General features: G+C 43.2%; 24 protein-coding genes, 2 tRNA genes, 1 rRNA gene and 2 riboswitches. Of the genes, 17 read left to right on the top strand and 10 right to left on the bottom strand.

Going from position 1 to position 26,059, the window contains the following annotated elements:
• Positions 1-52 precede the first annotated feature (52 nt).
• From ACOQOE_RS14795 to ACOQOE_RS14785, 3 genes are read left to right on the top strand one after another with little or no spacing between them, the layout of a single operon-like run.
• Positions 53-1,195, top strand: coding sequence for a murein hydrolase activator EnvC family protein (locus tag ACOQOE_RS14795; RefSeq protein WP_420554351.1), 1,143 nt, complete (start codon positions 53-55; stop codon positions 1,193-1,195).
• 18 nt (positions 1,196-1,213) lie between these two features.
• Positions 1,214-2,521, top strand: a complete 1,308-nt coding sequence (locus ACOQOE_RS14790) for a S41 family peptidase (RefSeq protein ID WP_082792460.1) — start codon at positions 1,214-1,216, stop codon at positions 2,519-2,521.
• Positions 2,521-3,378: a divergent polysaccharide deacetylase family protein gene (locus tag ACOQOE_RS14785; protein ID WP_067869314.1), complete on the top strand. Its 858-nt coding sequence runs from the start codon at positions 2,521-2,523 to the stop codon at positions 3,376-3,378. The genes ACOQOE_RS14790 and ACOQOE_RS14785 overlap by 1 nt, the downstream gene beginning before the upstream one ends.
• Here ACOQOE_RS14785 and ACOQOE_RS14780 read toward each other — a convergent pair.
• The 5 genes from ACOQOE_RS14780 to coaBC all read right to left on the bottom strand — a co-directional run bounded on the left by ACOQOE_RS14780 (position 3,365) and on the right by coaBC (position 8,450).
• Complete coding sequence (locus tag ACOQOE_RS14780; protein ID WP_067869311.1) at positions 3,365-4,150, bottom strand: sulfite exporter TauE/SafE family protein; 786 nt, start codon at positions 4,148-4,150, stop codon at positions 3,365-3,367. The two genes, ACOQOE_RS14785 and ACOQOE_RS14780, sit on opposite strands and share 14 nt — an antisense overlap.
• Positions 4,151-4,233: 83 nt before the next feature.
• Complete coding sequence (slmA, locus tag ACOQOE_RS14775) at positions 4,234-4,827, bottom strand: nucleoid occlusion factor SlmA (protein WP_067869308.1); 594 nt, start codon at positions 4,825-4,827, stop codon at positions 4,234-4,236.
• Between the two features lie 10 nt (positions 4,828-4,837).
• Positions 4,838-5,737: an acetylglutamate kinase gene (argB, locus tag ACOQOE_RS14770; protein WP_067869305.1), complete on the bottom strand. Its 900-nt coding sequence runs from the start codon at positions 5,735-5,737 to the stop codon at positions 4,838-4,840.
• A 66-nt stretch (positions 5,738-5,803) separates the two neighbouring features.
• Positions 5,804-7,192: a phosphomannomutase/phosphoglucomutase gene (locus ACOQOE_RS14765; protein ID WP_420554350.1), complete on the bottom strand. Its 1,389-nt coding sequence runs from the start codon at positions 7,190-7,192 to the stop codon at positions 5,804-5,806.
• 49 nt (positions 7,193-7,241) lie between these two features.
• Complete coding sequence (gene coaBC, locus ACOQOE_RS14760) at positions 7,242-8,450, bottom strand: bifunctional phosphopantothenoylcysteine decarboxylase/phosphopantothenate--cysteine ligase CoaBC (RefSeq protein ID WP_067869300.1); 1,209 nt, start codon at positions 8,448-8,450, stop codon at positions 7,242-7,244.
• A 169-nt stretch (positions 8,451-8,619) separates the two neighbouring features.
• Between coaBC and radC the strand changes: the two genes are divergently transcribed.
• From radC to rpmG, 3 genes are all read left to right on the top strand, one after another.
• Positions 8,620-9,294, top strand: a complete 675-nt coding sequence (radC, locus tag ACOQOE_RS14755; protein WP_067869373.1) for a RadC family protein — start codon at positions 8,620-8,622, stop codon at positions 9,292-9,294.
• Between the two features lie 251 nt (positions 9,295-9,545).
• Positions 9,546-9,782, top strand: a complete 237-nt coding sequence (gene rpmB, locus ACOQOE_RS14750) for a 50S ribosomal protein L28 (RefSeq protein WP_067869297.1) — start codon at positions 9,546-9,548, stop codon at positions 9,780-9,782.
• Between the two features lie 11 nt (positions 9,783-9,793).
• Complete coding sequence (rpmG, locus tag ACOQOE_RS14745) at positions 9,794-9,961, top strand: 50S ribosomal protein L33 (protein ID WP_067869293.1); 168 nt, start codon at positions 9,794-9,796, stop codon at positions 9,959-9,961.
• Between the two features lie 68 nt (positions 9,962-10,029).
• On the opposite strand, the gene ACOQOE_RS14740 is transcribed toward rpmG, so the two are convergent.
• On the bottom strand, positions 10,030-11,610 hold the full coding sequence (locus ACOQOE_RS14740; RefSeq protein WP_067869290.1) for a cation:proton antiporter family protein: 1,581 nt from the start codon (positions 11,608-11,610) through the stop codon (positions 10,030-10,032).
• Between the two features lie 158 nt (positions 11,611-11,768).
• Between ACOQOE_RS14740 and mutM the strand changes: the two genes are divergently transcribed.
• From mutM to ACOQOE_RS14705, 7 genes are all read left to right on the top strand, one after another.
• The gene (mutM, locus tag ACOQOE_RS14735) at positions 11,769-12,581 is read left to right on the top strand and encodes a bifunctional DNA-formamidopyrimidine glycosylase/DNA-(apurinic or apyrimidinic site) lyase (protein ID WP_420554349.1); all 813 of its coding nucleotides are present in this window, start codon (positions 11,769-11,771) and stop codon (positions 12,579-12,581) included.
• Positions 12,582-12,594: 13 nt separating this feature from the next.
• A complete protein-coding gene (locus tag ACOQOE_RS14730) occupies positions 12,595-13,527 on the top strand; it encodes an alpha/beta hydrolase (RefSeq protein WP_067869284.1) in 933 nt (310 codons plus the stop codon).
• 100 nt (positions 13,528-13,627) lie between these two features.
• On the top strand, positions 13,628-14,164 hold the full coding sequence (locus ACOQOE_RS14725) for a phosphatase PAP2 family protein (protein ID WP_067869281.1): 537 nt from the start codon (positions 13,628-13,630) through the stop codon (positions 14,162-14,164).
• A gap of 3 nt (positions 14,165-14,167) precedes the next feature.
• Positions 14,168-15,208 carry an MJ1255/VC2487 family glycosyltransferase gene (locus tag ACOQOE_RS14720; protein ID WP_420554348.1) on the top strand — a complete coding sequence of 347 codons (1,041 nt, stop codon included), beginning with the start codon at positions 14,168-14,170 and terminating at the stop codon, positions 15,206-15,208.
• A gap of 599 nt (positions 15,209-15,807) precedes the next feature.
• A riboswitch (TPP riboswitch) is annotated at positions 15,808-15,899 on the top strand.
• Positions 15,900-15,952: 53 nt separating this feature from the next.
• Positions 15,953-16,768: a bifunctional hydroxymethylpyrimidine kinase/phosphomethylpyrimidine kinase gene (gene thiD / locus ACOQOE_RS14715; RefSeq protein WP_067869275.1), complete on the top strand. Its 816-nt coding sequence runs from the start codon at positions 15,953-15,955 to the stop codon at positions 16,766-16,768.
• Between the two features lie 43 nt (positions 16,769-16,811).
• On the top strand, positions 16,812-18,713 hold the full coding sequence (gene thiC / locus ACOQOE_RS14710; RefSeq protein ID WP_067869370.1) for a phosphomethylpyrimidine synthase ThiC: 1,902 nt from the start codon (positions 16,812-16,814) through the stop codon (positions 18,711-18,713).
• A gap of 75 nt (positions 18,714-18,788) precedes the next feature.
• Positions 18,789-19,025, top strand: coding sequence for a hypothetical protein (locus ACOQOE_RS14705; RefSeq protein WP_420554347.1), 237 nt, complete (start codon positions 18,789-18,791; stop codon positions 19,023-19,025).
• On the opposite strand, the gene ACOQOE_RS14700 is transcribed toward ACOQOE_RS14705, so the two are convergent.
• Together ACOQOE_RS14700 and ACOQOE_RS14695 are read right to left on the bottom strand one after the other, a co-directional pair.
• Entirely contained in the window at positions 19,012-19,497 is a 486-nt protein-coding gene (locus ACOQOE_RS14700; protein ID WP_303520023.1) for a MarR family winged helix-turn-helix transcriptional regulator, read from the bottom strand. The genes ACOQOE_RS14705 and ACOQOE_RS14700 overlap by 14 nt on opposite strands.
• A gap of 196 nt (positions 19,498-19,693) precedes the next feature.
• Positions 19,694-19,767, top strand: a riboswitch (cyclic di-GMP riboswitch).
• 11 nt (positions 19,768-19,778) lie between these two features.
• Positions 19,779-20,042 carry a DUF5062 family protein gene (locus ACOQOE_RS14695; RefSeq protein WP_067869367.1) on the bottom strand — a complete coding sequence of 88 codons (264 nt, stop codon included), beginning with the start codon at positions 20,040-20,042 and terminating at the stop codon, positions 19,779-19,781.
• Positions 20,043-20,275: 233 nt separating this feature from the next.
• Here ACOQOE_RS14695 and ACOQOE_RS14690 point away from each other — a divergent pair, with 233 nt between their 5' ends.
• Positions 20,276-20,905, top strand: a complete 630-nt coding sequence (locus ACOQOE_RS14690) for an MBL fold metallo-hydrolase (RefSeq protein ID WP_197468077.1) — start codon at positions 20,276-20,278, stop codon at positions 20,903-20,905.
• Here the strand turns inward: ACOQOE_RS14690 and zapE are convergent.
• Both zapE and pfkA read right to left on the bottom strand, forming a co-directional pair.
• Complete coding sequence (gene zapE, locus ACOQOE_RS14685) at positions 20,880-22,082, bottom strand: cell division protein ZapE (RefSeq protein ID WP_420554346.1); 1,203 nt, start codon at positions 22,080-22,082, stop codon at positions 20,880-20,882. The two genes, ACOQOE_RS14690 and zapE, sit on opposite strands and share 26 nt — an antisense overlap.
• 56 nt (positions 22,083-22,138) lie before the next feature.
• Positions 22,139-23,146: a 6-phosphofructokinase gene (gene pfkA, locus ACOQOE_RS14680; protein WP_420554345.1), complete on the bottom strand. Its 1,008-nt coding sequence runs from the start codon at positions 23,144-23,146 to the stop codon at positions 22,139-22,141.
• Positions 23,147-23,869: 723 nt separating this feature from the next.
• On the opposite strand from pfkA, the gene ACOQOE_RS14675 reads away from it, so the two are divergent.
• From ACOQOE_RS14675 to ACOQOE_RS14665, 3 genes are all read left to right on the top strand, one after another.
• Positions 23,870-25,410: ribosomal RNA gene (locus ACOQOE_RS14675) — 16S ribosomal RNA — on the top strand.
• A gap of 82 nt (positions 25,411-25,492) precedes the next feature.
• Positions 25,493-25,569, top strand: a tRNA-Ile gene (locus ACOQOE_RS14670).
• A gap of 293 nt (positions 25,570-25,862) precedes the next feature.
• Positions 25,863-25,938 (top strand) — tRNA-Ala (locus ACOQOE_RS14665).
• Positions 25,939-26,059: the final 121 nt, after the last annotated feature.

Raw genomic sequence — 26,059 nt, 5'->3', positions numbered from 1 at the left:
TTGTAACTGAAAAAAGGGATAAAATATTATCCCTTTTTCTTTAGAAAATTATATGTTGCGCGTTCTCGTTCTTCTTAGTTCGTTGGTCTGTTTTGGACTACTTGCTTCGGCTCTTCAAGCAGCTGACAAGCAAGTTTTGACTGAAAAACAGATTAAACAACTTTCCTCTCGAATCTCTTCGCTACAAAAAAATATGCGTCAGCAGGAAGGAGAGTCTCGTCAATTGAGTGACGAACTGAGAAAAAGTGAGGTTGCTATAGGTAAACTCGCTCGTCAAATTCAGGCTTTAGATAAGCAGTTGAGCGGCTTAAGTGAGCATGCGGAAGATTTAGAAGAAAAAAGGGATGCTCTGAAGGCAGAACTAAAAAAGAGAGCTGAGTTGATCGAACAGCAGGTAGCTCAGCAGTATAAAATGGGTAATCAAGCTCGTTTACAGTTGCTGCTGACACAGCGAGATCCGGAAACCTTAGATCGAATGATTCGCTATTATGATTTTATAAATGATGAACTGCGTAATGATATGCAGGCGTTTACAAACAAATTAGCTTTACTTGGTGGCACAGAGCGTGAACTGACCGAAACTGAAAAGAAAATGGTCTTAAAACGTGATGAATTGAAAAGCGAAGTGACTGCGCTTCGTGCATCAAGAAGTCAGCGGAAAGAAACTTTAGCGCAGTTGCGTAAAACTCTTTCGTCAGATGAGCAACAGCTTAAACAGCTCAAATTAGACCAAAAAAGATTGCAGGCGGTACTGCGTGAAATTGAGAAGAGTCTTAATTTTTCGAGTTTAATTAAAGACGATAAGAAGTTCTCTCAGCTTAAAGGTAAGTTGCCTTGGCCGTTAAAAGGTAAAGTTAAGCAGACTTTTGGCTCTGTCCGTAATAATATCCGTTATGATGGGGTATGGATTAATGCTAATGAAGCCGCGCCGGTTAAGGCTGTACATCATGGTCGAGTTGTTTTTTCGGACTGGTTACGCGGGTATGGTCTAGTGTTGATCATTGATCATGGTTCTGGCTATATGAGTCTTTACGGTTACAACCAGAGCTTGCTGCTTGAAACGGGTGATTGGGTTTCCGTGGGTGATACTGTTGCAACTGCTGGTAATAGTGGTGGGCATGAAGTAAGCGGGCTCTATTTTGCTATACGTTACAAAGGTAAACCAAGTAACCCTCAGCGTTGGTTAAGTCGATAATTGATAAGGGAATGGATTATGAAGTCAGTGTTTATGTCTGGCGGGTTAAAAAACAGTCTTATAAGTATAGCTATGAGCGGATGTTTGTCATTATCTGTCATTGCTGCCGAAGCGCCTGTTCCTGATGCTGAAGAAGTTAAAAGCGAAAAAGTTTTACCACTTGATGAATTGCGGTTGTTTACTGAGGTTTTTCAGCGCATCAAGTCTTCCTATGTTGAGCCTGTTGATGATGCGCAATTATTAGAGGATGCATTACGAGGCATGATTGCTGGTCTTGATCCCCATTCTGCTTATTTAGAACCTAGTGAATTTGAAGATCTTCAAGCTCATACAAGCGGTGAGTTTGGAGGCCTAGGTATAGAAGTTGGAATTGAAGATGGTTTTGTCCGTGTCATTACACCGATCGATGATACACCTGCACAAAGGGCGGGAGTTAAATCGGGAGATTTAATTACTAAACTTGATGATCACGCTGTACAGGGGATGGATCTGAGCAAAGCTGTAGAGTTAATGCGCGGCAAGCCCGGCAGCAAGATAATTTTAACGGTAGTACGTCAAGGGGAAGATAAACCCCTTGAGATTGAAGTAATACGGGATGTTATCCAGGTTGCCAGTGTTAAAAGCCGGATGCTTGATGACAATATAGCCTATTTGCGTGTATCGCAGTTTCAAGTCGATTCAGGTAAAGAGGTTAATAAACACCTTAAGCGCTTAATGAAAAATGACCTTAAAGGGGTGGTTCTGGATTTGAGAAATAATCCAGGAGGTGTGCTTCAGGCCGCTGTTGATATTGGTAATACTTTCTTAAATGATGGGTTGATTGTTTATACCAAAGGGCGACTGCCTGATTCTGAGCAACGTTTTGGCGCAACGCAAGATACATTAGTACCCGATCTACCGATGGTGGTATTAATTAATGGAGGCTCTGCTTCTGCTTCAGAAATTGTCGCAGGTGCGCTGCAAGATCAAAAGCGGGCGGTTATTATGGGATTGCCGAGTTTTGGGAAAGGTTCAGTTCAAACGGTACTGCCGTTGACCAAAGAACGTGCATTAAAACTGACTACTGCTCGTTATTACACGCCTGCAGGGCGTTCGATTCAAGCGCAAGGTATTAAGCCTGATATAGAGGTAAAAGATGCAGATATTACTCTACGGGATAATGGCCCTGAATATTTGAAAGAAAGAGATCTAAGTGGCCATTTAGAAAATGGTGATGAAAGTAAAACTGATAAGACTGATGCTGATGTGGCAGGGCTCGCGGCTCAGGACTATCAACTTTATGAAGCGCTGAATCTGTTAAAAGCTCTAGTGATCGTCCAGAAGTAATGATGGGCTTCGTTAATAAATTATTGCTTCTGTTTTTACTGGCATCGCCTATAGGTCTTGTCAGCAATGTGGTTGCGAATCAAGCATTTACTAATGAAGACCCCGTTATGGTTATTATTATTGATGATATTGGGGATAACAAAGAGAAGGGGCTGGCGGCCATAAAATTGCCAGGGGTGATCACTTATGCATTTCTTCCACATACTCCTTATTCTTTTGAATTGGCTCAAACGGCTTATGGTTTAGGTAAGGAGGTTATTCTTCATGCGCCTATGGAGAATAAGGCAGGGCTGCGTTTAGGGCCGGGTGCACTGACACAGCAACATAGTTTGCAGCAAGTGAATCAGATTTTAAATGAAGACTTAGATTCAATACCTCATGTTGTCGGTATGAATAACCATATGGGTAGCCTTTTAACGGAAGATCGACAGAGAATGGATATTGTTATGTCGGTTATACGTGAAAGGAATATGTTTTTTATCGATAGTTTAACAACACCTAATACAGTAGCTTGGCAGCTTGCTCATGAATATAAGATTCCTTATTTGATTAGAGATGTTTTTTTAGATAATCAGCCTCATCGTGCTTATATTCATAACCAGTTTAAGCAGGCCTTGAGCTTAGCTGTTACACAAGGCCATGCAGTTGTCATAGGTCATCCTTACCCTGAAACTATCGCTTACTTATCTGAAGTTATTCCGATCTTGGCAGAGTTAAATATTAAATTAGTTTCTGCCTCTGAACTTTTGAGCTTACGCTCCCAAACACGCCTAATGATCAGTCCGCCCAAGGTTGATCAACCTTGCGATAGTAAAGAGGGGCATTGTGTCTCTATGCCTGTCGCTATAAAACATTAGAAAGAATTGACGTGCCATCTACGATAAGCTTGATGCCTACGAGCATCGTCAGTGCTTCAAATGCTCGCTTTACCAGTTTGTTTCCTTGGGTAATGGCTAAATGCGCTCCTAAGTATGAGCCTGCTGTTGCGCCTATAAGCAGTGCGGCAAGCCAATCCCAGCGGGGAGCTTGCTGGAGCGAAACCGTAAGTGCACCAGTAGAGTTCCAGAAAAGGCCGACTAATATCAGAACGTAAGTTACCGCTGTTTTGTATTCTAGGCCGAACCAGCGCACTAACCAGATTGTGACAAAAAGCCCTGTTCCGGAGGTTAGCGAGCCGTTTAGCGCGCCGATAATGAAAAGGACTAAGCCACCAATAATCATGCCTCGGCGGTTTCTATTTCGGGGCTCTTCAGTCAGCCCTAAAGATTTTTGCAGTAGGGAATAGATGCCTAAGCCTGTTGTTAGAATGCCTAGGCTGAGAATAGTCCAGCCTTCAGGTATTCTTAAGATTATGTCTGCCCCAAGTACTACGCCGGGTAAGCCGCATAAAAGAATATATCCACAGAAACGATAATCTAAATGTCCCTCTTTTATATGACGCAGCGTTGCACCTATACCTAAAGCGACACTGGCTATTTTGTGAGTGGCGAGTGCTGTGCTAAAGCTAAGTCCTAAAAAAAGCAGGACGGGGAGCTGGAGTAGCCCTGCGCCTCCGCCGGCCATGGCTGACAGAGTGTTGGCCACTAAAGAGAGGAGCAGCAGAGTGCTTTGTTCTAAAAGTATGTCCATGAAATCTGTTTATTCTAAGATAGGGTCGAGCGCTAACTGGAATAAAAAAGGGAGATAGCGATCTCCCTTTAGCTTTTTAGTCATTAAGCTTGGCGAAAAATGCCTTCAGCTAGGCGAGGCCATTGCTCTTGCCATTGTTCGGTAGGCTTTTTACGGAAATCACTCCGGACAAACTGTCTAATTCTACCTTCTGTTGTAGATAGCATTAGATTAGCTGACGCACCTGCGGTCGTTTTTGTGCGTAAACCATGTTTGGCTTCTGCTTCACGTAGAATCTGCTTAAGTTGAGTTTCTAAGCGTTCAAAAAACTGGTTAATACGTTGACGCAGCCGGTCTGTTTCACCTGCAAGTGCTTCACCCGTTAAAATACGCGCCATGCCAGGGTTTCGTTCTACGAAGGCTAGCGTAAGTGTAAGTACTTGCTCGCATTGCTTTATGCCGTCAGGCTCAACCTGTGTAATCACCGTTACACGACTGAAGACAGTTTCTTCAATAAAGCCAATTAATCCCTCAAACATACGTGCTTTGCTTGGGAAGTGCCTATAGAGCGCAGCTTCAGACACGCCTACTTCTTTGGCTAGTGCGGCGGTTGTTATTTTTTGTCCTGGGCTTTCAAGCATGTGAGCTAGTGATTGCAATATCTGCTCACGTCGAGAAAGTTTTTCGTTGTCGTTCATTGTCTTGCCTCTAACCACGATTGGTAATCAATGTACCAACACCTTCATCGGTGAAAATCTCTAACATGCATGAGTGCTCTACTCGGCCATCAATAATATGTGCGCTTGTTACGCCATTTTTTACTGCGCTGAGTGCGCAGCCGATTTTAGGTAGCATGCCGCCATAGATAGTACCATCGTTGATTAGTTCATCGACTTCGTGGGTAGTTAAACCGGTAAGAATGTTGCCATCTTTATCCATTAAGCCTGCGATATTGGTTAGCAGAATTAGTTTTTCTGCTTGCATGACTTCGGCAACTTTTCCTGCAACTAAGTCGGCGTTGATATTATAAGAGGCGCCGTCTGAGCCTACTCCAATAGGGGCAATAACGGGAATAATATTGGAGTTTACCAGCATATCTAAAACACTCACGTTGACACTAGATACTTCACCTACGTGACCAATGTCGACGATCTCTGGAGCTTCCATATCAGGTGTTTTGTGTTCTATACGCAATTTTTTAGCTTGTAGGAGTTTACCGTCTTTACCGGTTAAACCGATCGCTTGACCACCATTGTTATTAATAAGTCCGACGATCTGTTTATTAACTGCACCGCCTAATACCATTTCAACAACATCCATCGTTTTGGAGTCGGTGACGCGCATGCCGTTAATAAAGTGGGACTCAATGTTTAGGTCATTAAGTAATTCGCCAATCTGCGGGCCTCCGCCGTGGACTACGATGGGGTTTATGCCTATCAGTTTCATCATTACTATATCGCGAGCAAAGCTGTTTTGTAGCTTTTCGTCGATCATGGCATTGCCACCATATTTAATGATGATGGTTTTTCCCACGAAGCGCTGAATGTAGGGCATTGCTTCACTAAGAACATGAGCGGTTGTCATGGCTTCTTTGCGTGTAAGAGGCATAGTTGGTCCTTAAAAACGGTTAAATACGGCCAGTACTACAAGCGTAGTACCAACCGTAGTAGTCATTTATTCATGAGGAATGACGAGGCTGCTGTCTACTTCATGCAGCTTCTGTTCAAACTCATTTCTTATTCTTTGTAATACTTCTTCAGTTTCCGCTTCAAAGCGAAGGACTAAAACTGGTGTAGTGTTTGATGCACGCACAAGACCCCAGCCATCAGGGTAATCAACTCGAACCCCATCAATGTGGTTAGCGATACCACCGGAGAATGTTTTCTCTTGCAGGGCTTTAACTATATTGAATTTGTTCTCGTCCGTTACGGTAATGTTTAGCTCTGGAGTGCTGATATCTTCTGGGTACTGAGTAAAAAGCTGTTCGGCTGTTTTATCGGTATTTGTAAGAATTTCTAAGAGGCGGGCAGCGCTGTATAGAGCGTCATCAAAACCATACCAACGCTCTTTAAAGAAAATGTGTCCACTCATCTCGCCGCCCAAGAGTGCGCCAGATTCTTTGATTTTTTGTTTAATTAAGGAGTGGCCTGTTCGCCACATAGTGGCTTTGCCACCGGCTGCTTCGATGACTTTGGCAAGTAGGCGTGAACACTTCACATCAAAGATAATCTCTGCACCTGGGTTACGTTTAATGATCTCTTCAGAGAAGAGCATCATTACGCGATCGGGATAGACTATATTACCTTCGTTGGTGATAACGCCTACACGGTCGCCATCCCCATCGAAGGCTAAGCCTAGATCCGCTCCCGTTTCTTTAACCATCGCGATTGCGTCTTGTAAGTTTTTGGGTTTACCGGGATCTGGATGATGATTAGGGAAAGTGCCATCAACTTCGCAGTACATCGGCGTAATTTCACAGCCTAGTTGCTCAATAAGTTGTGGTGCCAGCTCTCCAGGAATACCGTTACCGCAATCTACAACGACTTTAAGTTTTTTCTTCAGTTTAATGTCGCTGAGAATACGTTCTAAATAACGTTTACGAATATCGAGCTCTTCAAACGAGCCTTCACCTTCAGTGTAGTTTTGTTCGATGATTCGTGTTTTTAGGCTTTGTATGTCATCGCCAGACAGCGTGTGGCCATTAATCATCATTTTAAAACCGTTGTAATCAGCAGGATTGTGGCTACCTGTGATCATCACGCCTGTGCATTGCTCATTTTGATAGGCTGAATAGTACAAAGTCGGTGTAGGGACATAGCCAATATCGGTCACTTTGCAACCGCCATCCATTAACCCTTGGCTAAATATTTTTTTCAGCGATGGGCTGGATAAACGGCCGTCTGCGGCCACATTGATATGGTTGATGCCTTGAGATTTTGCTTCGGCAGAAAAGGCTCGGCCTAAGTGATAAACAGTACTGTCGGTTAGGGCTGTGCCAACTATCCCACGAACATCGTAGGCACGAAAAATTGCATGATCAAGTTCGTTTAATGTGTAGCGCATGTTAATCCTTTAATTTGCATAAAATGAATTAGGTGTAGCCAATACAAAATTAAATATCATGTTTGTTGTATTGGATCGCAATTTGGTTAATTAACTGAATGGCCAGTTTACGTTTGGATGTTTGCGGCAATGTTTCTGTACTGGTGTCAGTCACAATTGTGACGGTATTTTCATCACTGTTAAAACCTATATCAGTGCGAGAAACGTCATTTGCTATGATCATGTCTAAGTTTTTTCGTTCTAGCTTACTACGTGCATAATTTAGAACATCTTGAGTTTCAGCAGCAAAGCCAATAGTAAATGGTTTTGGTTCTGTGTTTGCAATTGTTGCGACTATATCTGGGTTTTTAACCAGATGAAGCTCCATGATTTCTTCAGAGCCTTTTTTTATTTTATGTTCCGCTACGGCCGTTGGACGGTAATCTGCCACAGCGGCCGCTGCTATAAAGATATCGCAGAGTGCTAAGTCTTGTAAGGATGCAGCTAGCATCTCTTGAGCACTTTCTACTTTTACAGTTTTTACACGTTCAGGGGCTGGCAGTGTCACTGGGCCGCTGATAAGTTTTACTTTAGCGCCGGCTTCAATCGCAGCTTCAGCTAAAGCGTAACCCATTTTTCCTGAACTGTGGTTGGATATGTAACGTACGGGATCAAGTGCTTCACGAGTAGGGCCAGCTGTGATAAAAACAGTTTTACCGGTCAACTGGCCTGAATTGAATTGTGAAGCCGTCAGATTCGCTATCTCCTCCGGCTCTAACATTCGGCCTGGACCGTTATCTCCGCAGGCTTGTTCGCCAACGCCGGGGCCGAAGAGTTTGATGCCACGATTTGTTAGTAAGTTGGTATTGGCTTGTGTCCCCGCATCTCGCCACATCGCTTGATTCATCGCTGGAGCGATACATATAGGAGCATCTGTTGCTAAACAGAGGGTGGTAAGCAAATCGTCACCTTGGCCAGCAGCTAATCGGGATATAAAATTGGCGCTGCCGGGTGCTATTAATACTAAATCAGCCCATTTTGCTAACTCTATATGGCCCATACCTGCTTCTGCTTCAGCATTTAATAGGTGAAGATGTACAGTGTTTCCCGAGAGTGCTTGTAATGTTAGAGGGGTAATAAATTCAGTGGATGCTGGAGTCATAACAACCCTAACGTCGGCGCCGGCATTTTTTAGTAAACGTGTTAATTCGGCGCTTTTGTATGCGGCAATACCACCGGTAATACCTAAAATGATCCGTTTGTTAGTAAGTCTCTGCATACTTGCTGGATACTGTTATCTATAGGGTTGGATGAGAAGTGTTTGTTAACACTTGCTATTAAAGCTGATGTTAACCATACCATTTTTAGTAAAAGTTTCGTAGATTGTATGAACCTTATTTATGTAAAAAAAACATCAAGGATTGATGGTCTTAAAAAGGAGTTTGAGTATGTCTATTACTGATTGGCCAATGTCTGAACGGCCGAGGGAAAAATTATTACAGCAGGGCGCTTCAGCTTTATCTGATGCTGAGCTGTTAGCTATTTTCTTGCGTACGGGGGTGAAGGGGAAAAGCGCAGTTGATTTAGCGAGGGATCTTTTAAATAGTTTTGGTTCACTTCGAGTATTGCTTGAAAGTGAGCAGCAAGCATTTTGTGCAGCGCATGGTTTAGGCGTGGCTAAATATGTGCAGTTGCAGGCAGTACTGGAGATGAGTCGAAGGCATCTTCGCTCTGCGATGGCGCGTGGTAATGCTATGGAAAATCCTCAGCAAGTCAGAGAATACTTGACTTTAAAGCTGCGCCACCAATCGAGGGAGGTGTTTGCATGTCTTTTTTTGGATAATAAACATCAGGTGATTAATTTTGAAATATTGTTTCTAGGGACAATTAATGCAGCTGCTGTTTATCCTCGCGAGGTCGTGGCTAGATCTCTCGCTAATAATGCGGCTGCAGTTGTGTTTGCGCATAATCATCCGTCGGGTGTTGCAGAACCGAGTATGGCCGATCAGCAAATAACCGATCGTTTAGTAAAAGCCCTAGATATGATCGATGTACGCGTTATCGATCATATGATTGTAGGTGATCAAGAGGTTGTTTCTTTTGCTGAACGGGGATTACTATAAATAAAAGTTGTTTTAGCTAGTGCTAAGAGTATTCCTTGTGTATAATGCGCGACCTTCTATCCACACTCCGGTACGGTAGTTTGTTCAGTTACGGGACGCTCCGCCTAAGGAATAGCTTGGAATCTGATGAGTGCAGATATATCCAAGGTGCTTGAAAGGTCACTATGTGGCTACTTTCAGTAAAAGCACGAAGGCTATTTTGATAAATATTAAGGGTAGATACGTAACCATTAATTTATAAGGCTATTAATATGTCTAAAGTTTGTATGGTAACTGGTAAACGCCCAGTTACAGGGAACAATGTTTCCCACTCACAGCGTAAAACTCGTCGCCGTTTTCTTCCAAACCTGCATTGGCATCGTTTTTGGGTAGAGAGCGAGCAGAAATTTGTTCGTATCCGTGTATCTGCCAAAGGTATGCGTATTATAGACAAAAAAGGTATCGACGCAGTTCTTGCTGATGTTCGTGCCAACGGCATTAAAGTATAAGGAACTGAATCATGGCTAAAGGCGCACGCGAGAAGATCAAACTGGTTTCTTCTGCCGGTACAGGTCACTTTTACACTACTGATAAGAACAAACGTAACACTCCTGAAAAGATGGTGTTCAAAAAGTACGATCCAGTAGTTCGTAAACATGTTGAATATAAAGAACATAAAATCAAATAAGATTTTATGTTCTTCAGAAAAACCCGATCTTGTATCGGGTTTTTTTTGTTTTGAAATTTAGCTGCTGGTTAAGCGCGGTCATTCGCGTTAGCAATTAGTTGAAGACTTTCCTCCGCAAAACCTACGCCTGCTTCAGTATAAAAGTTGAACACTTTATCAATACCACCATCTGCTAATATGTCATGCTCATCGGGAAAGCGTGCAATGGCTGCAATCGTTCCAGAGTAATTTGCACTGTGTAGCTGCTCTGCGATATTTAGAGTGTCATCAATGGAGGGGAGGGCAAGGAGAACAAGTTTTATACCGCTAGTATTCATATTGCTCCAGAGATCGGCATCTTCACCATCCCCATAGAATACATGTAACCCTTTTTCTTGGAATTTCTTGATACGGTTTCGATCCGCATCCATTCCCCATACTTTATCTCCGACAATATTGTGAAGCGCCCTAAATGCGCCTTTACCTACGCGCCCAAGTCCAATGACTAATATTTCTGAGTCTTTAGGTTGAACAAATATATCGTTCAGTAAAGGTGTATTGCTTTCGTAGCTTTTTATATTATTTTTGTAGCGGGCGAAAATTGAGTGTGCTGATCGATAAACGAGACTTGTGGCTATAAATGAGATCGATACGGCCAGTGCCAATATGACGAGCCACTCTTTATTTAGCCAGCCGTTATCTACACAAAGGTAAGCTACGATCAAGCCAAATTCACTGAAGTTACTGAGTGCGAGGGCGCCAAGGTACGAGGATCGTCCTCTTAAATTTAGTTTGGTAAACAGTAAGAAGAACATGAAGTACTTCAGCGGTATTAATATGGCTAGCGCAAGGGCCATTCCAAACATCGGCCAGCTAGGGAGAGCGGTGAAACCTATAGATAAGAAAAAACCGATTAGGAATAAATCTTTAAAACTCAGAAGCGACTTTGTCAACTCACTTGCTTTAGGGTGAGCGCTTAATAGCATGCCGAAGATCAAAGCACCTAAGTCGCCTTTTACGCCAACAAGAGTGAAAAGCTCATAACCGCCGAGAGCCAAGAAAAAACCTGATAGTGGAAGTAGTTCCCCGTGACCTGCACGCATGAGTAAATGGTTTAATAGGGGTCTTATGAAAAGTAGGCCAAATAAAGCTAATGCCCAGATAGAAGGGACTTTTCCTGTGGCAAAAGCTAAGAAAAGGACTGCCGCAATATCCTGCATTACTAAAACGCCAATGGCGAGTTGGCCGTGCCTTGTTTGCATTTCACCATTTTCTTCTAGCAGTTTAACTATACATACAGTACTGCTGAAGCTGAGTGCAAAGCTTATAAGGGCTGCTGATTTCAGGTCTAGCTGAGTAAAGAATGGCGCGGACATGACCGACAGCAATAAAAATAGCAATCCGATCAATAGAGTCCATAGGCCCATATGTGACAGGCTACTTACCCATACTTCTTTTCTAATTAGGTCTTTTATGTTTAGTTTCAAACCTATAGTGAAGAGCATCAAAGTTATGCCCAGGTCTGCTAAGCTATCTAGACTATCAACAGGCTCTATGCCAAGGAAGTTGAGGAAAAAGCCGGCAAAAAGGTAGCCGATTAGTGGTGGCATTTCGATTAAACGTAGCGTATAGCCGCAGACAAATGCAAAAAGTATCCAGATAAAATCCATAAGCTATTGAGACTACCTAATAAATGAGCTTGTTAAGTTAAGGCGAAGTTTACCACGCCGTTTTTGTACTGTGGATTAGCTGAAGCATTTAATTACTTGTTTTTGTGTTAATCTGATAGTGATTTTTCTTTATCTATTTATTTAAATTAGTTGTATTCATGCCTGAATTGCCTGAAGTAGAAACGACCTGTCGTGGTATTCGCCCTCACATTAAGGGGGAGAAATTAATTGCCTTGAATGTGAGAAATCCGAATTTAAGATGGCCAGTACCTGACTTCCTTGCTGAAAAAATAGAAGGGAAAACGGTAGTTGATGTTGTTCGTCGAGGGAAATACATTCTTGTTTGCGTTGACGGTGGGCAGGTGATGCTTCATTTGGGAATGTCTGGAAGTTTGCGAATTGTAGATAAAGATAAAGTCCCGCAAAAGCATGATCATGTAGATTTTTGCTTTACTAATAATCAGGTTCTTCGGTTAACCGATCCGCGCCGCTTTGGCTCTGTTTTATGGCAGCCAGAAGGTGAGCACCATGAATTGCTCTATAAGCTGGGTCCAGAGCCTTTAAGTGAGGCATTTAATGTTGAGTATTTGGCGGGCTGTTGTGCGGGCAAAAAAGTGGCTATTAAGTCCTTAATTATGGATAGTAAGATCGTAGTGGGTGTAGGGAATATATATGCTACGGAAGCGCTTTTTATAAGTGGTATAGATCCGCGAAGATCTGCAGGAAAAATTTCTAAGAGGCGGTTGCTGATATTGGTTAATGAGATTAAAGGTGTACTGGCCGCCGCAATACAGCAGGGAGGTACTACGCTGAAAGATTTTGTTGGAGGTGATGGTAAGCCAGGGTATTTTCAGCAAAAACTGCATGCATATGGCCGTAAAGGGGAGCCTTGTGTTAATTGTTTAGCTCCTTTGACTGAAGTGCGATTAGGGCAACGCTCTACCGTTTTTTGTAAGCATTGCCAGACATAACCAGAGATTATTTATGACAGTACAGATTAGACCTCCCGTTTTATCGCAAGAAGGAAGTGTATTTCGCGCTAATCTGCGAAAGAAGCTAAATATTGAATCTTACTTACAGGACCGGACCGCGTTTTGTGTAGGAGAGAAAGCGATTCACTGTGAATTGTATGAGTACTCTCCTGATGCTCCCACGATTGTTTTTTTACCGGGTATTGGCACGTATTGCGAGCTTTACGCTGAGTTATTGTCGGAGTTGGCTAAAAAAGGGTTCAATGTGGTCGGTATTGACCCTTTAGGGCACGGATATTCGGCGGGTTCTCGAGGGGATTACACCGTTGAACAGATGTGTGAAGCAGTATCGGAAGTGCTTGATGTGCTTCAGCAACGCTTTGAGGGGCCGTTTGGTATTTATGGCTATTCTATTGGCGCGTTGCTTGCGATGGCTGCAGCGGAACAAGATGATCGTCTTTGTGCAGTTCTATGTGGCACGTTATTGGTACCTGATGTAGCGCCTGATATGGGTTATCGTATGGGCTGGAATTGGACATGGGCTTCTTCTCTTATGATGCCTACTTATAAAGTCCCTCTTAAAAACTTTGTAGATTTTGAGCAGTTACTAAAAGGTCATCCAGCCGCACAAGAAATCAATAATGATCCTTTGATTGTTTTTGATTATCCGCTTCGTACCCTTTCTAGCTTATTTAATTACCGCTGTAATATTGTTAGCCAAAAGTTTGACTTTTCTTCTGCTATTTTACATGGCGATCAAGATGAGGTGCTGCCTCTTAGTTATTCTCGGCGGGTGATGAGTTACTGCGACCAGCCATTGGAACTATTAGTTGTTGATAATGAAGGGCATATGGTGCCATTAATGAAGCCTAAGCTTATTGTTGAAATGGCCGCTCAGTGGTTTGAAAAGCAGTTTTTGAAAGAGATGGCTGACGCCGTTCTTTAATTTATCGTTGTCATAAAAATGTAAATACTCATTCATCGGAATGTCACCTTAGTTACTCATTATCTTCAAGTATGACTAGAGTACTTGGAGAACTCCGAATATGAGTGCTATAAAGTTTCTAACAGCGTTTGATCTTTTGGCATTTAATTGGTGTTTAGGGCTGCCTAAAGCACCTCAAATGGCTTTAATTAGCCGTCAAATTTCTCGTTTAGGTGATGGCGGCTTTTATTTGCTGGTGGGTGTTTTTCTTGCAATCTTCGAGTCAGAGTCTGGGCTCGTTTTTCTGATTGCCGGATTGTTTGCTTACTCAATCGAATTACCTCTGTATTTAATACTTAAAAATACTATTAAACGGGATCGCCCTTGTGAGTCTCTTTCTATTGAGGCTTATATAGTACCTTCTGATAAGTTTAGTTTTCCTTCAGGGCATTCCGCAGCGGCTTTTGTTTTTGCAGCCCTTATTGCTAATTTCTACCCTGATTATGCTGAGTTCGCTTATGGTTGTGCGTTGATGGTGGGTGTTTCTCGTATATTGTTAGGCGTTCATTATCCTACTGATATTTTGGCGGGTGCTGCCTTAGGTTTGTGCAGTGCAACGTTTGCATTAAGTTTTTTGCCTACTTTGGTTACGTTCTAAAATATGAAAGTTTTATATGGTGTTCAAGCGACAGGTAATGGCCATATCACACGTGCCAGGGTGATGGCTCCCGCTTTAGAGAAAGCAGGTGTGGATGTTGATTATTTATTTAGTGGTCGAAATCCTGAAGAGTTGTTCAATATGGAGCCCTTTGGTGCTTACCAGTGCCGACAAGGTTTAACCTTCTATATGGAAGGTAGTAAAGTTAATCAGTGGAAAACCTTTACGGGTAATAATCCAATAAAATTGGTCAGAGATATTTTTGCTTTGAATCTGGATCAATACGATTTAGTGATCACCGATTTTGAGCCCGTGACTGCTTGGGCGGCCAAGCTCAAAGGGGTTCCTAGTGTGGGTATAGCTCACCAATATGCTTTTTTGCATGCTTTGCCTGATTCAAAAACAGGCTTTATTTTTAGACATCAAATCAAAAGCTTTGCACCTGCTAAAGTGTCTGTTGGTATTCATTGGCACCATTTTAACCATGCAATCTGCCCGCCGTTGATTCAAGCGCGGTTGTTCGATCCCGTTAAAAGTGACAATAAAGTCGTTGTCTATTTACCACATGATAATGTAGATCAAATTTGTCGGGCGTTGCAGCTGTATACCGAGTGCGAATTTTTTGTCTATGCGCGAGTTGATAAAGCGACAGATGATGGGAATATGCATGTTCGGCCTTTTTCGCGTGATGGGTTTCACCGCGACTTGTCTGACTGTTCGGGGGTGATTTGTAATTCTGGCTTTGGTTTGTTGAGTGAGGCGATTCAGTACGGTAAAAAAATTCTGACGCTGCCACAGGTCGGGCAGGCAGAGCAGGAATCTAATGCTGAGATACTCGAATATTTAGGGTTAGGGGTTGTGATTGATAGTTTGCAATCCGAGCGACTTGTTCAGTGGTTAGTTTTACCTATGCCTGAGCCTAAAGTGTTTCCTGATTTGGCGACTATTTTAGCTGAATGGATTGCAGCTGGTTGTAATCGAACGGTGCAGTCAGTGGTGGATGATGCTTGGAATAGCTCATATCGCGTCACTCCTTCTCGTTAAGACCGCCTTAATCTTTTATAGACGTATCTAACTGTAAGTAATATAGTCTTTAGAGATTAGTGCTTAGTTAAATTGAGATATGTAAAAATGGGGGGTAAGGGGATACTTCATTCCTTGAAGAATCCCCTCTATTGGCTTCCATAATCCTTGCGGTCGAAAATCCTAGGGCGTCATGCCTTCCTTTCCGCTTCTCGAGGCCATCCTTCGTATTCGTTCCATGAACAGGAGATCCACGTATTCAATTATGCCCTTTACGGGGAGTATTGATATAAGAAAAATTCCTAATTTTCGGTCTAGCTAAGCTAATGGAAATTTTCAGTTTGAATTGTGAGTGGAACGCTTGTTTTAATCTATTAGGTGGCTTTTGACGATTTCCTATCTTTTGATGGAGGCAAAAAGATAGTTATCGAATGGATAACCCTGATATTTTATCTGTTTGATATTTGTCCAGTTGGGGCATTGTGATCGTTGATCTCTGGGTTTAGATTACGTAGCAGGTAATAAAGTTTCTTTTTTTGACCCTGTATCTTAGATTTTGGCTAGTCATGAGTTTTTTCTGTTTACTGGACATATGGGGGGAGGGGACTTAAACTGATAGGCGTTTTTGGTCGGGGTGCCCTATAGGGCTGAGACTATACCCGTTGAACCTGATCCGGTTTATTCCGGCGTAGGAAACCCAGATGTTGATAATCTCAAATCAATTCAATAATTTTTCTGGCCTCAGTATGATAATTGAGGTCAGTCATGTCTGTTAACACACCTAAAATATCTAATGTATTAACCATCGCTGGTTCCGATTCTGGCGGAGGGGCAGGTATACAAGCTGACTTGAAAGCCTTTTCCGCCCTGGGTGTTTATGGTGCTTCCGTAATAACCGCATTAACTGCCCAGAATACCCAATGTGTCGCGGGTATTTATCCTGTTACACCTGATTTTGTATCTCTGCAGTTAGAGACTATTTTTGCTGATATTCAGATTCATGCTGTCAAAACAGGCATGTTAGGTAGTGCTGAGATGGTTGGTCGGGTGGCTCAGTTTTTATCAGGTGTTGATAATGTGAGGCTGGTTGTTGATCCGGTGATGATCTCAAAAAGTGGCAACGCTTTGTTATCTTCTGATGCGGTAGAGGTGTTAATCGATAAACTGATACCTTTAACCTACGTGGTTACACCAAACCTTCCAGAAGCTGCAGCTTTACTGGGTGTAGAGGAACCCATATCTATTCAAGGTATGCGTGAAATGGCTGTCCAAGTACATGCTTTAGGCGTTCAAAATGTACTTTTAAAAGGCGGTCACCTTGAAGGCGAGTCTTCTCCAGATATTTTATTTGATGGTACTACATTTACTGAATTCCCAAGTGTGCGTATAGCAACCAAGAATACTCATGGTACGGGCTGTACTTTAGCGTCAGCTGTTACTGCGTATTTAGCGCAAGGCTGCTCCATTCTGGAAGCGGTCACACGAGCAAAAGAATACATTACAGCGGCGATTAAAGCGGCTGATCAATTGAATGTGGGTGCAGGACACGGCCCAGTTAATCACTTCCACAATATCTGGTAGCAATCGCTACTTGTGCTGTGAAGAAACAATAATGACAGGTTGGATGATGGAAGATAATAAGCAATTAGAACCACAGAGTCAGGCATTGAGCCAGACAGCACAGGTTGACCGTGATTCGGTGCAGCCGTTTCCTAAATCTAGAAAGGTCTACGTTGAAGGCTCGCGCCCAGATATCCGTGTACCTATGCGTGAAATTACGCTTGATGATACGCCAACGGATATGGGTGGAGAGAGAAATGATCCTTTGTATGTTTATGATACGTCAGGTCCATATACTGACCCGGATGCAGTGATTGATGTACGTAAAGGGTTGGCGCCTGTACGTGATCAGTGGATTTTAGAGCGTGGAGATACTTGTGAGCTTGATAAGCTTACCTCTCAGTATGGCCGTGTTCGTGCTGCGGATCTGCGTTTAGATGAGCTACGTTTTGAATTGACGCGTAAGCCGTTACGCGCGCAAGAAGGTAAGAATGTTACCCAGCTGCATTATGCACGCCAAGGTATAATTACACCTGAGATGGAATATATAGCGATTCGCGAGAATATGAAGTTAGCGAAAACGCGGGCTGAGGGAAATGTTGTTGCTGAACAGCATCCTGGGTTTAATTTTGGTGCGAATTTACCGGATGAAATAACACCAGAGTTTGTTCGTCAAGAAGTGGCAGAAGGTCGCGCAATTATTCCTGCCAATATTAACCATCCCGAAGTGGAGCCGATGATTATTGGCCGCAACTTCCTTGTCAAAATTAATGGCAATATTGGTAACTCTGCAGTGAGCTCTTCGATTGAAGAAGAAGTAGAGAAAATGACATGGGGTACGCGCTGGGGTGCGGATACCATTATGGATCTTTCTACAGGTAAGAATATCCATGAGACCCGTGAGTGGATCATGCGTAATTCGCCGGTACCTATTGGTACAGTGCCTATTTATCAGGCGCTAGAAAAAGTAAATGGTGTTGCTGAAGATTTAGACTGGGAAGTCTTTAAAGATACGTTGATTGAGCAAGCTGAGCAGGGTGTGGATTATTTCACAATTCACGCTGGTGTATTGCTGCGCTATGTACCGATGACCGCTAAACGTATGACGGGTATTGTTTCCCGTGGTGGTTCTATCATGGCGAAATGGTGCTTGGCGCATCATCAGGAAAACTTCCTTTACACTCATTTCGAAGAAATCTGTGAGATCTGCAAGGCTTATGACGTCTCTTTCTCATTAGGCGATGGTTTGCGTCCAGGTTCTGTGTACGATGCCAATGATGAAGCACAATTTGCTGAGCTGGAGACCTTAGGTGAGTTAACTAAGATTGCTTGGAACCATGATGTGCAGGTTATGATTGAAGGGCCTGGACATGTGCCTATGCATATGATCAAAGAGAATATGGATAAGCAGCTAACTGAGTGTCATGAAGCGCCATTTTATACCTTAGGTCCGTTGACGACTGATATTGCACCCGGCTATGACCATATTACGTCAGGTATTGGTGCTGCAATAATTGGTTGGTATGGCTGTGCAATGCTTTGTTATGTAACACCAAAAGAGCATTTGGGTCTTCCGAATAAAGATGATGTGAAAGAAGGTATTATTACCTATAAGATCGCTGCACATGCTGCTGATCTTGCAAAAGGTCATCCAGGTGCTCAAATTCGTGATAATGCGATGTCTAAAGCTCGTTTCGAGTTCCGCTGGGAAGATCAGTTTAATATAGGTCTGGATCCTGATACTGCACGTGCTTATCACGATGAAACATTACCGAAGGAGTCGGCTAAAGTTGCTCACTTCTGTTCAATGTGCGGGCCTAAATTCTGTTCTATGAAAATATCTCAAGAGGTTCGTGAGTTAGATGCTGAGCAGGTTGCAGCGATTAATGCACAAGCTGAACAAGGGATGCAGGAGAAATCAGCTGAATTTAAAGATTCAGGTGCTGAAATTTATCATAAGGTATAGTTGAGTAGCACTATTAAAAAGCCGCTACTTTAGCGGCTTTTTTGTGTCATTTTGAAGATGTTTTTGGAGAATGATGTGTCAGATGAATGGGTAAGCTATATCGTAGTCGGATTTATGATTGTTTTTGCTTTTGGCGTGGTGACGTTGAATGCTTTCCGTCGCAGAAAAGAAATTCCACCGCCTTTAGCTGCAAATGATCGTAAGTTGTATCGTTTATGGCGCTCAGATCCTGAAGCATATAAGCGTCAATATGGACAATTAGATGAGCAGTATCTTGAGGCCCAGAAAGAAAAAGAGGCTAGTAACAACTAACTTGCTGATCCCAAAAAGTCTCTAAATGGCGGAGCTGTTCACGTAGTGGGTTAAAGTCGCCCCCTTGTAATACTTGCTCGGCATTGATTAATTCAAGTTGCTGATCGAAAAGTTCAGAAATTAGAGTATGTATATTTAGGCCTTTAGGGCTTAGTTTTATGCGGATTGAGCGTAGATCATGTTCTGAGCGTTCTTGAATTATGTATCCGTTGCTGACCATTTTTTTTAGATTATATGAAACATTCGAGCCTAAGTAATAGCCGCGTGTGCGCAGTTCACCAGCGGTCATCTCGCGGTCAGCAATATTATGTAAAAGAAGTGCTTGTACACTGTTGATATCCGTATATCCGAGTGCTTCAAGTCTGAATTTTAGAATATCTAAGATTCGTCGGTGAAGACGTTCAATCAAGCGAAGACATTCTAAAAAATCGTTGCGATTACTTGGAGATGGCTCGTTTGTCGGATGATTCATTAGCGTTTGGCCTTTGTTCTGTCACTGATTTAGTTGTCTGTGAATATTAGTCTAGTTCTTGTTATTTATTTGAAATCATTATTTAGCAAAATCTTGTAACTCTGCTAACCTTGTAGAGGACTTGAAGAGCCTGAACATTTGGTTAGCTAATTAAGTGTAGAGGTATTTTAAGTCTTGTTCCAGCGAATAGATCCTCTCTCGATAACGGCAAACTTAGAGTAATCTTAGGACGCAAAGTCACAGATCCTTAGGGATGGCTGGGCTACCGAAAGAGAGGTTTACTATTTCTGTTTTAAAGGGTGCTCTGCTGGAAGTTGTCTCTCGATCCAGAGTGCCAGCTTATGTCTCATGTTGATTTCGTTGTCTTGGCCTTTGGCTAGCGGCTGAATGAGCCCATCTTGTACTAATAATCTATAAATGGCAGTAATTTTATTTGATGCGCTATCTGTAGATTCAAATTGGCCCGCACCCCGTTTTTCTATGTAAATGGAGCCGATGCGAAGTGCTTCCTTGACTAGCTCTGCTTCATGTTTGTGCTTTTTCATAATAGCCACTCTATTTGATGCTCAAATGTTAACTTTGAATAGAAAGGTGATAAAAAACAAGTCTTTGTATTAATTATTCATTATGCCCTTTTCTGCAGTAGCGGTGTTGTATTTCTTTCTCGTGAAAATAAATATTATTATGGATAGTGGAGAGATACGCTTTAGATCTTGTCTTTTAATCTATATCCGCTGATATAATGAGCCTTTGTCGCACGTTTATATTAGAGATGAGTATGAAATATCGGACTATTCCTGTAACGCCTTTCCAGCAAAACTGCACTCTAGTGTGGTGCGAGCATACAAAAAAGGCAGCGATTGTTGACCCTGGTGGTGATTTGGATCGGATATTAATGGCGGTTGAAGAGGAGGGTGTGCTGGTAGAAAAGATCATGCTTACTCATGCCCATATAGATCATGCTGGTGGCACTGCTGAGTTGTCGGCTAATAAAGGTCTCCCTATTGAGGGGCCTCATAAAGGTGATCTTTTTTGGATAGAAGGCATGTCGCAGCAATGCTCAATGTTTAATTTTCCACATTGTGACTCTTTTACGCCGGATCGATGGTTGGATGATGGAGATGAGGTTAAGGTAGGTGATGGTGTTTTTCAGGTAATCCACTGTCCTGGACATACTCCAGGTCATGTTGTTTTTTATAATGAGAAAGATCAGATGGCATTGGTTGGAGATGTAATATTCCATGGCTCTATTGGTCGAACTGATTTTCCTAAAGGTAATCACCAAGAGCTGATCGATTCTATCAAAATGAAGCTTTTTCCTTTAGGTGAATCTGTCGAGTTTATTCCTGGTCATGGCCCGCGCTCAACATTGGGTGTTGAGATTAAGAGTAATCCTTACGTTCGCTAACAGCGTAAGAGGGTGTTGTTTGATAGGCGGTGGAAGACATTTCATGTAAGCGGCTGAGTGTTCTCTTGAATGGTTTTTTCAATAGAACCCCCTTGTAGAGTTGCTCTGCAGTGTCTTCTGCGCTGAGATATAAATTTACTCTACAGTCATAAAGCTCATCAACTAGGCTGATAAAGCGTCTTGCTGGATCATCATGATTACTTTGCACGACCTTTCTTAAGCCGGTGGTGTTAAATAAGCCATAACTATCTTCCGTTCCTCTCGCTTTTATCTGCTCTTTGCTTTGGCCTTGAAAACGTGGGACGTTACTTAAAATGAGGTGTGAATAGTTCGAAGCAAGTTCAATGTAATCTCGTGCTGATCTTGGGCCCTCACAGAGTTCGGCAAAATCAAACCAAATTACAGAATCGTCTCTAGCTATGCAGTTAATTTTTCGCCCGCAGAGTGTGACGCTGTTGCTGTTAGGCTGTGCCTCGTGCTGGGTTAGTTTGTAATAGATCTTTTTTAAGGCTTGGTTATCTTGAATAAAATAAGCTGGGTTTGAAGCTAAGTAACTGAGGCGGTGATCGTTGCCATTATCTAGAGGAATGACCTGCATATTGTCCTTGATTAATTTGATCGTGGGCAGGAATCGATCACGGTGAAGGCCGTCTGAGTATAGATCATCGGGTTCTATATTTGATGTGCTGATAATGGTGACCCCTTTGGAGAACAGAGCCTGATAAAGCCGTCCTAATAACATGGCATCACCAATGTCAGAGACAAAAAACTCATCGAAGCATATTACCTTGTATTTAAGACTCAGTTTGTTGGCAATATGAGCTAAAGGATCGGGTTTTCCTGAATGTAAAAAAAGTTGTTGATGAACCATCACCATGAAGCGATGAAAATGGAGTCTGATATAAGTCTTTGGTGCTAGGCATTGGCAAAATAGATCCATTAGCATTGTTTTGCCTCGACCTACAGGCCCCCAGATATAAATGCCAAGGCTAGAAGGCGGTTTGTCGAACCATCTTTTACCCCACTTTATCGGTTTGGATAGTTCGAAATGAGAAAGGTGGTTTAGTTGCTGCTGAAGTTGTTTAACAACCTCTGTTTGTGCAAGGTCCGGTGATAGTTGGGATTGATCAAGTAGTTGCTGATACTGTTTTTCTATAGACCGAATAATTATCTTCATAAGAAAGCTATTATAAACTTAGAAGGTTGTTGGAGTGGTGATCATATAGTCAGCGATCATTTATGCAGAAGTAAGGCTAATTCAAAAAATGTATCATCGAGCTTTTTGTTTTTTTCGATAATATCTTTTAATGGAGTCTCTGTTATGGCGTTATTTCGTACTCCAATCATCACATCATTATAGCCTGCGCATAGATAATTAACGGCAGTTGAACCAAGGCAAGATGCTAGCACGCGGTCATGGCCGGACGGGCTACCACCTCGTTGTATGTGGCCTAATATGCATACTTTCGCTTCTAATTGACGTTGAGCTAATACGTTGGCTAAGTGGGTTGTTAGACCAGGGGTTTGGCCTTCAGCAACAACAATAATACCGCTTGCTCCTTTGCCTAATAAGCGGTTATTGGCTAGCTGAAAGCAGATGGTCTCAGGCTTGATTTCATATTCGGGTACAACAACCATTTCTGCACCGCAGGCTATACCTACATGTGTGGCGATGAAGCCTGAATTTCGTCCCATGACTTCGACTAAAAAGAGGCTTTCGTGTGAGAGGGCTGTATCGCGTATTTTGTCGATTGCATCTAGAGCTGTATTAACGGCTGTGTCAAACCCTATAGTGTCGTCTGTTCCATAAATATCATTATCAATAGTGCCGGGTAGCCCAATCACTTTGATATCGTTTTCTTGTGTTAGTAAGTGAGCGCCGGTAAGAGATCCATCGCCACCAATTACAACTAACGCATCGATATTTTTTTCTCTTAATACTAGGGCGGCTTGATGGCGGACAGTTGGGTCTTTGAATGCTAAGCAGCGATCACTTTTTAATAAGGTCCCCCCGCGTTGAACAATGTTAGTAACGGATGCGGAATCCATCTCCACCATGTCCCCAATAATTAAGCCGCTGTACCCTTTGTTGATACCGTAAACTTTTATACCTTTATGTAGGGCTGCACGAACAACGCCTCGAATGGCAGGATTCATTCCTGGAGAGTCTCCGCCACTGGTCAAAATTGCAATAGCTTGAGGTTTTGTCTTGTTTGTAGGCAAAGAGGGTATTTTGTACATGTATAACCTCAATTAAGAGCTTTATATATGCTTAAACTGTAATTGCGATCGGCGTTTAGGGCAAATCTATTTGTAGCTTCTTTCGTCTGCTTTTGGGTCGGGGTAGGTGAGGGACTAGAGTAGCGGAGTAGATTAGGTAAGTTGATCTATTACCGATATGGCTTATTAAGTTGAATATTTTGTTTATTGTTTGAACAAAACTCTTAACTAAGGTGTTTTTTTACCTTTATTTCACAGTTTTTTAGTTTTGCCTGTTGACGTTGTTTGGGAAGAGTCTATAATTCGCCGTCCTTGCTAAGGGAGGCCTGCAAAGCAGCGCTGAATGACCTAAGTTGAGGTTGAATTAACTCCTTGAAAACCTTTGGTTTTGTTGGATTTGGTTTGAAAGTTTCAAGGTTGGTTGTTGTGTTGGAATTGATTGAGAATTAATTCAGAAAAACACAAAATAACGGTTGACTTTGAAGCGGCGCAAAGTAGAATATGCGCCTCGCTTGAGACGAAACGCTTCGCAGCGTTAGGTTGGTTCCAAGCAACGCTCTTTAACAATTTGATCAGATAATTCGTGTGGGCGCTTGTTGAGATGAAGCAAATAGCTTTATTTTCTAGACAAGCAACCAAGTGAATTCATTTAAAACGATTTACAATAGGTTTTGCATTTTCGAATGCAATCCGGTTGTTTAGTACTAGAGCCGTCACCATATTCCTGGTGACACTATATGATTTAAACTGAAGAGTTTGATCATGGCTCAGATTGAACGCTGGCGGCAGGCCTAACACATGCAAGTCGAGCGGTAACAGATCTAGCTTGCTAGATGCTGACGAGCGGCGGACGGGTGAGTAACGCGTAGGAATCTACCCAGTAGCGGGGGATAAGCCAGAGAAATTTGGTCTAATACCGCATACGCCCTTCGGGGGAAAGCAGGGGCTCTTCGGACCTTGCACTATTGGATGAGCCTGCGTGAGATTAGCTAGTTGGTGAGGTAAGAGCTCACCAAGGCGACGATCTCTAGCTGGTCTGAGAGGATGATCAGCCACACTGGAACTGAGACACGGTCCAGACTCCTACGGGAGGCAGCAGTGGGGAATATTGCACAATGGGGGAAACCCTGATGCAGCCATGCCGCGTGTGTGAAGAAGGCCCTAGGGTTGTAAAGCACTTTCAGTCGTGAGGAAAGGTGTGTACTTAATACGTGCATACTGTGACGTTAGCGACAGAAGAAGGACCGGCTAACTCCGTGCCAGCAGCCGCGGTAATACGGAGGGTCCGAGCGTTAATCGGAATTACTGGGCGTAAAGCGCGCGTAGGTGGATTGGTCAGTCAGATGTGAAAGCCCAGGGCTCAACCTTGGAACTGCACCTGATACTACCAGTCTAGAATACGGTAGAGGGTAGTGGAATTTCCTGTGTAGCGGTGAAATGCGTAGATATAGGAAGGAACACCAGTGGCGAAGGCGACTACCTGGACCGATATTGACACTGAGGTGCGAAAGCGTGGGGAGCAAACAGGATTAGATACCCTGGTAGTCCACGCCGTAAACGATGTCTACTAGCCGTTGGAAGACTTGATCTTTTAGTGGCGAAGCTAACGCGATAAGTAGACCGCCTGGGGAGTACGGCCGCAAGGTTAAAACTCAAATGAATTGACGGGGGCCCGCACAAGCGGTGGAGCATGTGGTTTAATTCGACGCAACGCGAAGAACCTTACCAACTCTTGACATCCAGAGAAGTTACTAGAGATAGTTTCGTGCCTTCGGGAACTCTGAGACAGGTGCTGCATGGCTGTCGTCAGCTCGTGTTGTGAAATGTTGGGTTAAGTCCCGTAACGAGCGCAACCCTTGTCCTTATTTGCCAGCACATAATGGTGGGAACTCTAAGGAGACTGCCGGTGACAAACCGGAGGAAGGTGGGGACGACGTCAAGTCATCATGGCCCTTACGAGTTGGGCTACACACGTGCTACAATGGCCGGTACAGAGGGCTGCGAACCTGCGAAGGTAAGCTAATCTCATAAAACCGGTCGTAGTCCGGATTGGAGTCTGCAACTCGACTCCATGAAGTCGGAATCGCTAGTAATCGTGGATCAGAATGCCACGGTGAATACGTTCCCGGGCCTTGTACACACCGCCCGTCACACCATGGGAGTGGATTGCACCAGAAGTAGCTAGCTTAACCTTCGGGAGGGCGGTTACCACGGTGTGGTTCATGACTGGGGTGAAGTCGTAACAAGGTAGCCCTAGGGGAACCTGGGGCTGGATCACCTCCTTAAACGAAAGCCGAATCTTGGCAAGCGTTCACACGAATTATCTGATCAGAAAGTGAAGAGAGCGAATTAGTTCTAACCGATTGAAGGCTTGTAGCTCAGCTGGTTAGAGCGCACCCCTGATAAGGGTGAGGTCGGTGGTTCAAGTCCACTCAGGCCTACCACTTTTACTGGCAAAATCTTAAGTAAGTGGTCAGTTAGAACTGAGAGTAAAGACGCTCAGCTGGTTAGAGCGCACCCCACTCTTTATAAAAGAAAGGGGGGTGAGGTCAGTGATTCAAGTCCACTCAGGCCGATCCATATTGCATCACTCTACAACCTGCTAGGCAGAATACTTACGCAGTCATTTTTGCTTTAGACAAGGCGCACGCTGGAGCGAGCGAAGACGTTACCCTCAATGGGTAATAACTGAGCGAGCGACGAGTGCAACGCCGTATAAAGTGAAAAGGACAAGTAAGGGGCTATAGCTCAGCTGGGAGAGCGCCTGCTTTGCACGCAGGAGGTCTGCGGTTCGATCCCGCATAGCTCCACCATAACTCTTCAGTCTAAGGATTAAGAGTTTTAAAACATAGCTCAATTAGTGAAGATTGTTTACTAAGTGACTTATCTTTTAAAGCTTTTTTGCTTTAACGCTCTTTAACAATTTGGATTTAG

Origin of the sequence: Neptuniibacter marinus (assembly GCF_965223595.1) — a bacterium.
GTDB lineage: Bacteria > Pseudomonadota > Gammaproteobacteria > Pseudomonadales > Balneatricaceae > Neptuniibacter > Neptuniibacter marinus.
This window is presented reverse-complemented; position numbering and strand designations above follow the sequence as displayed.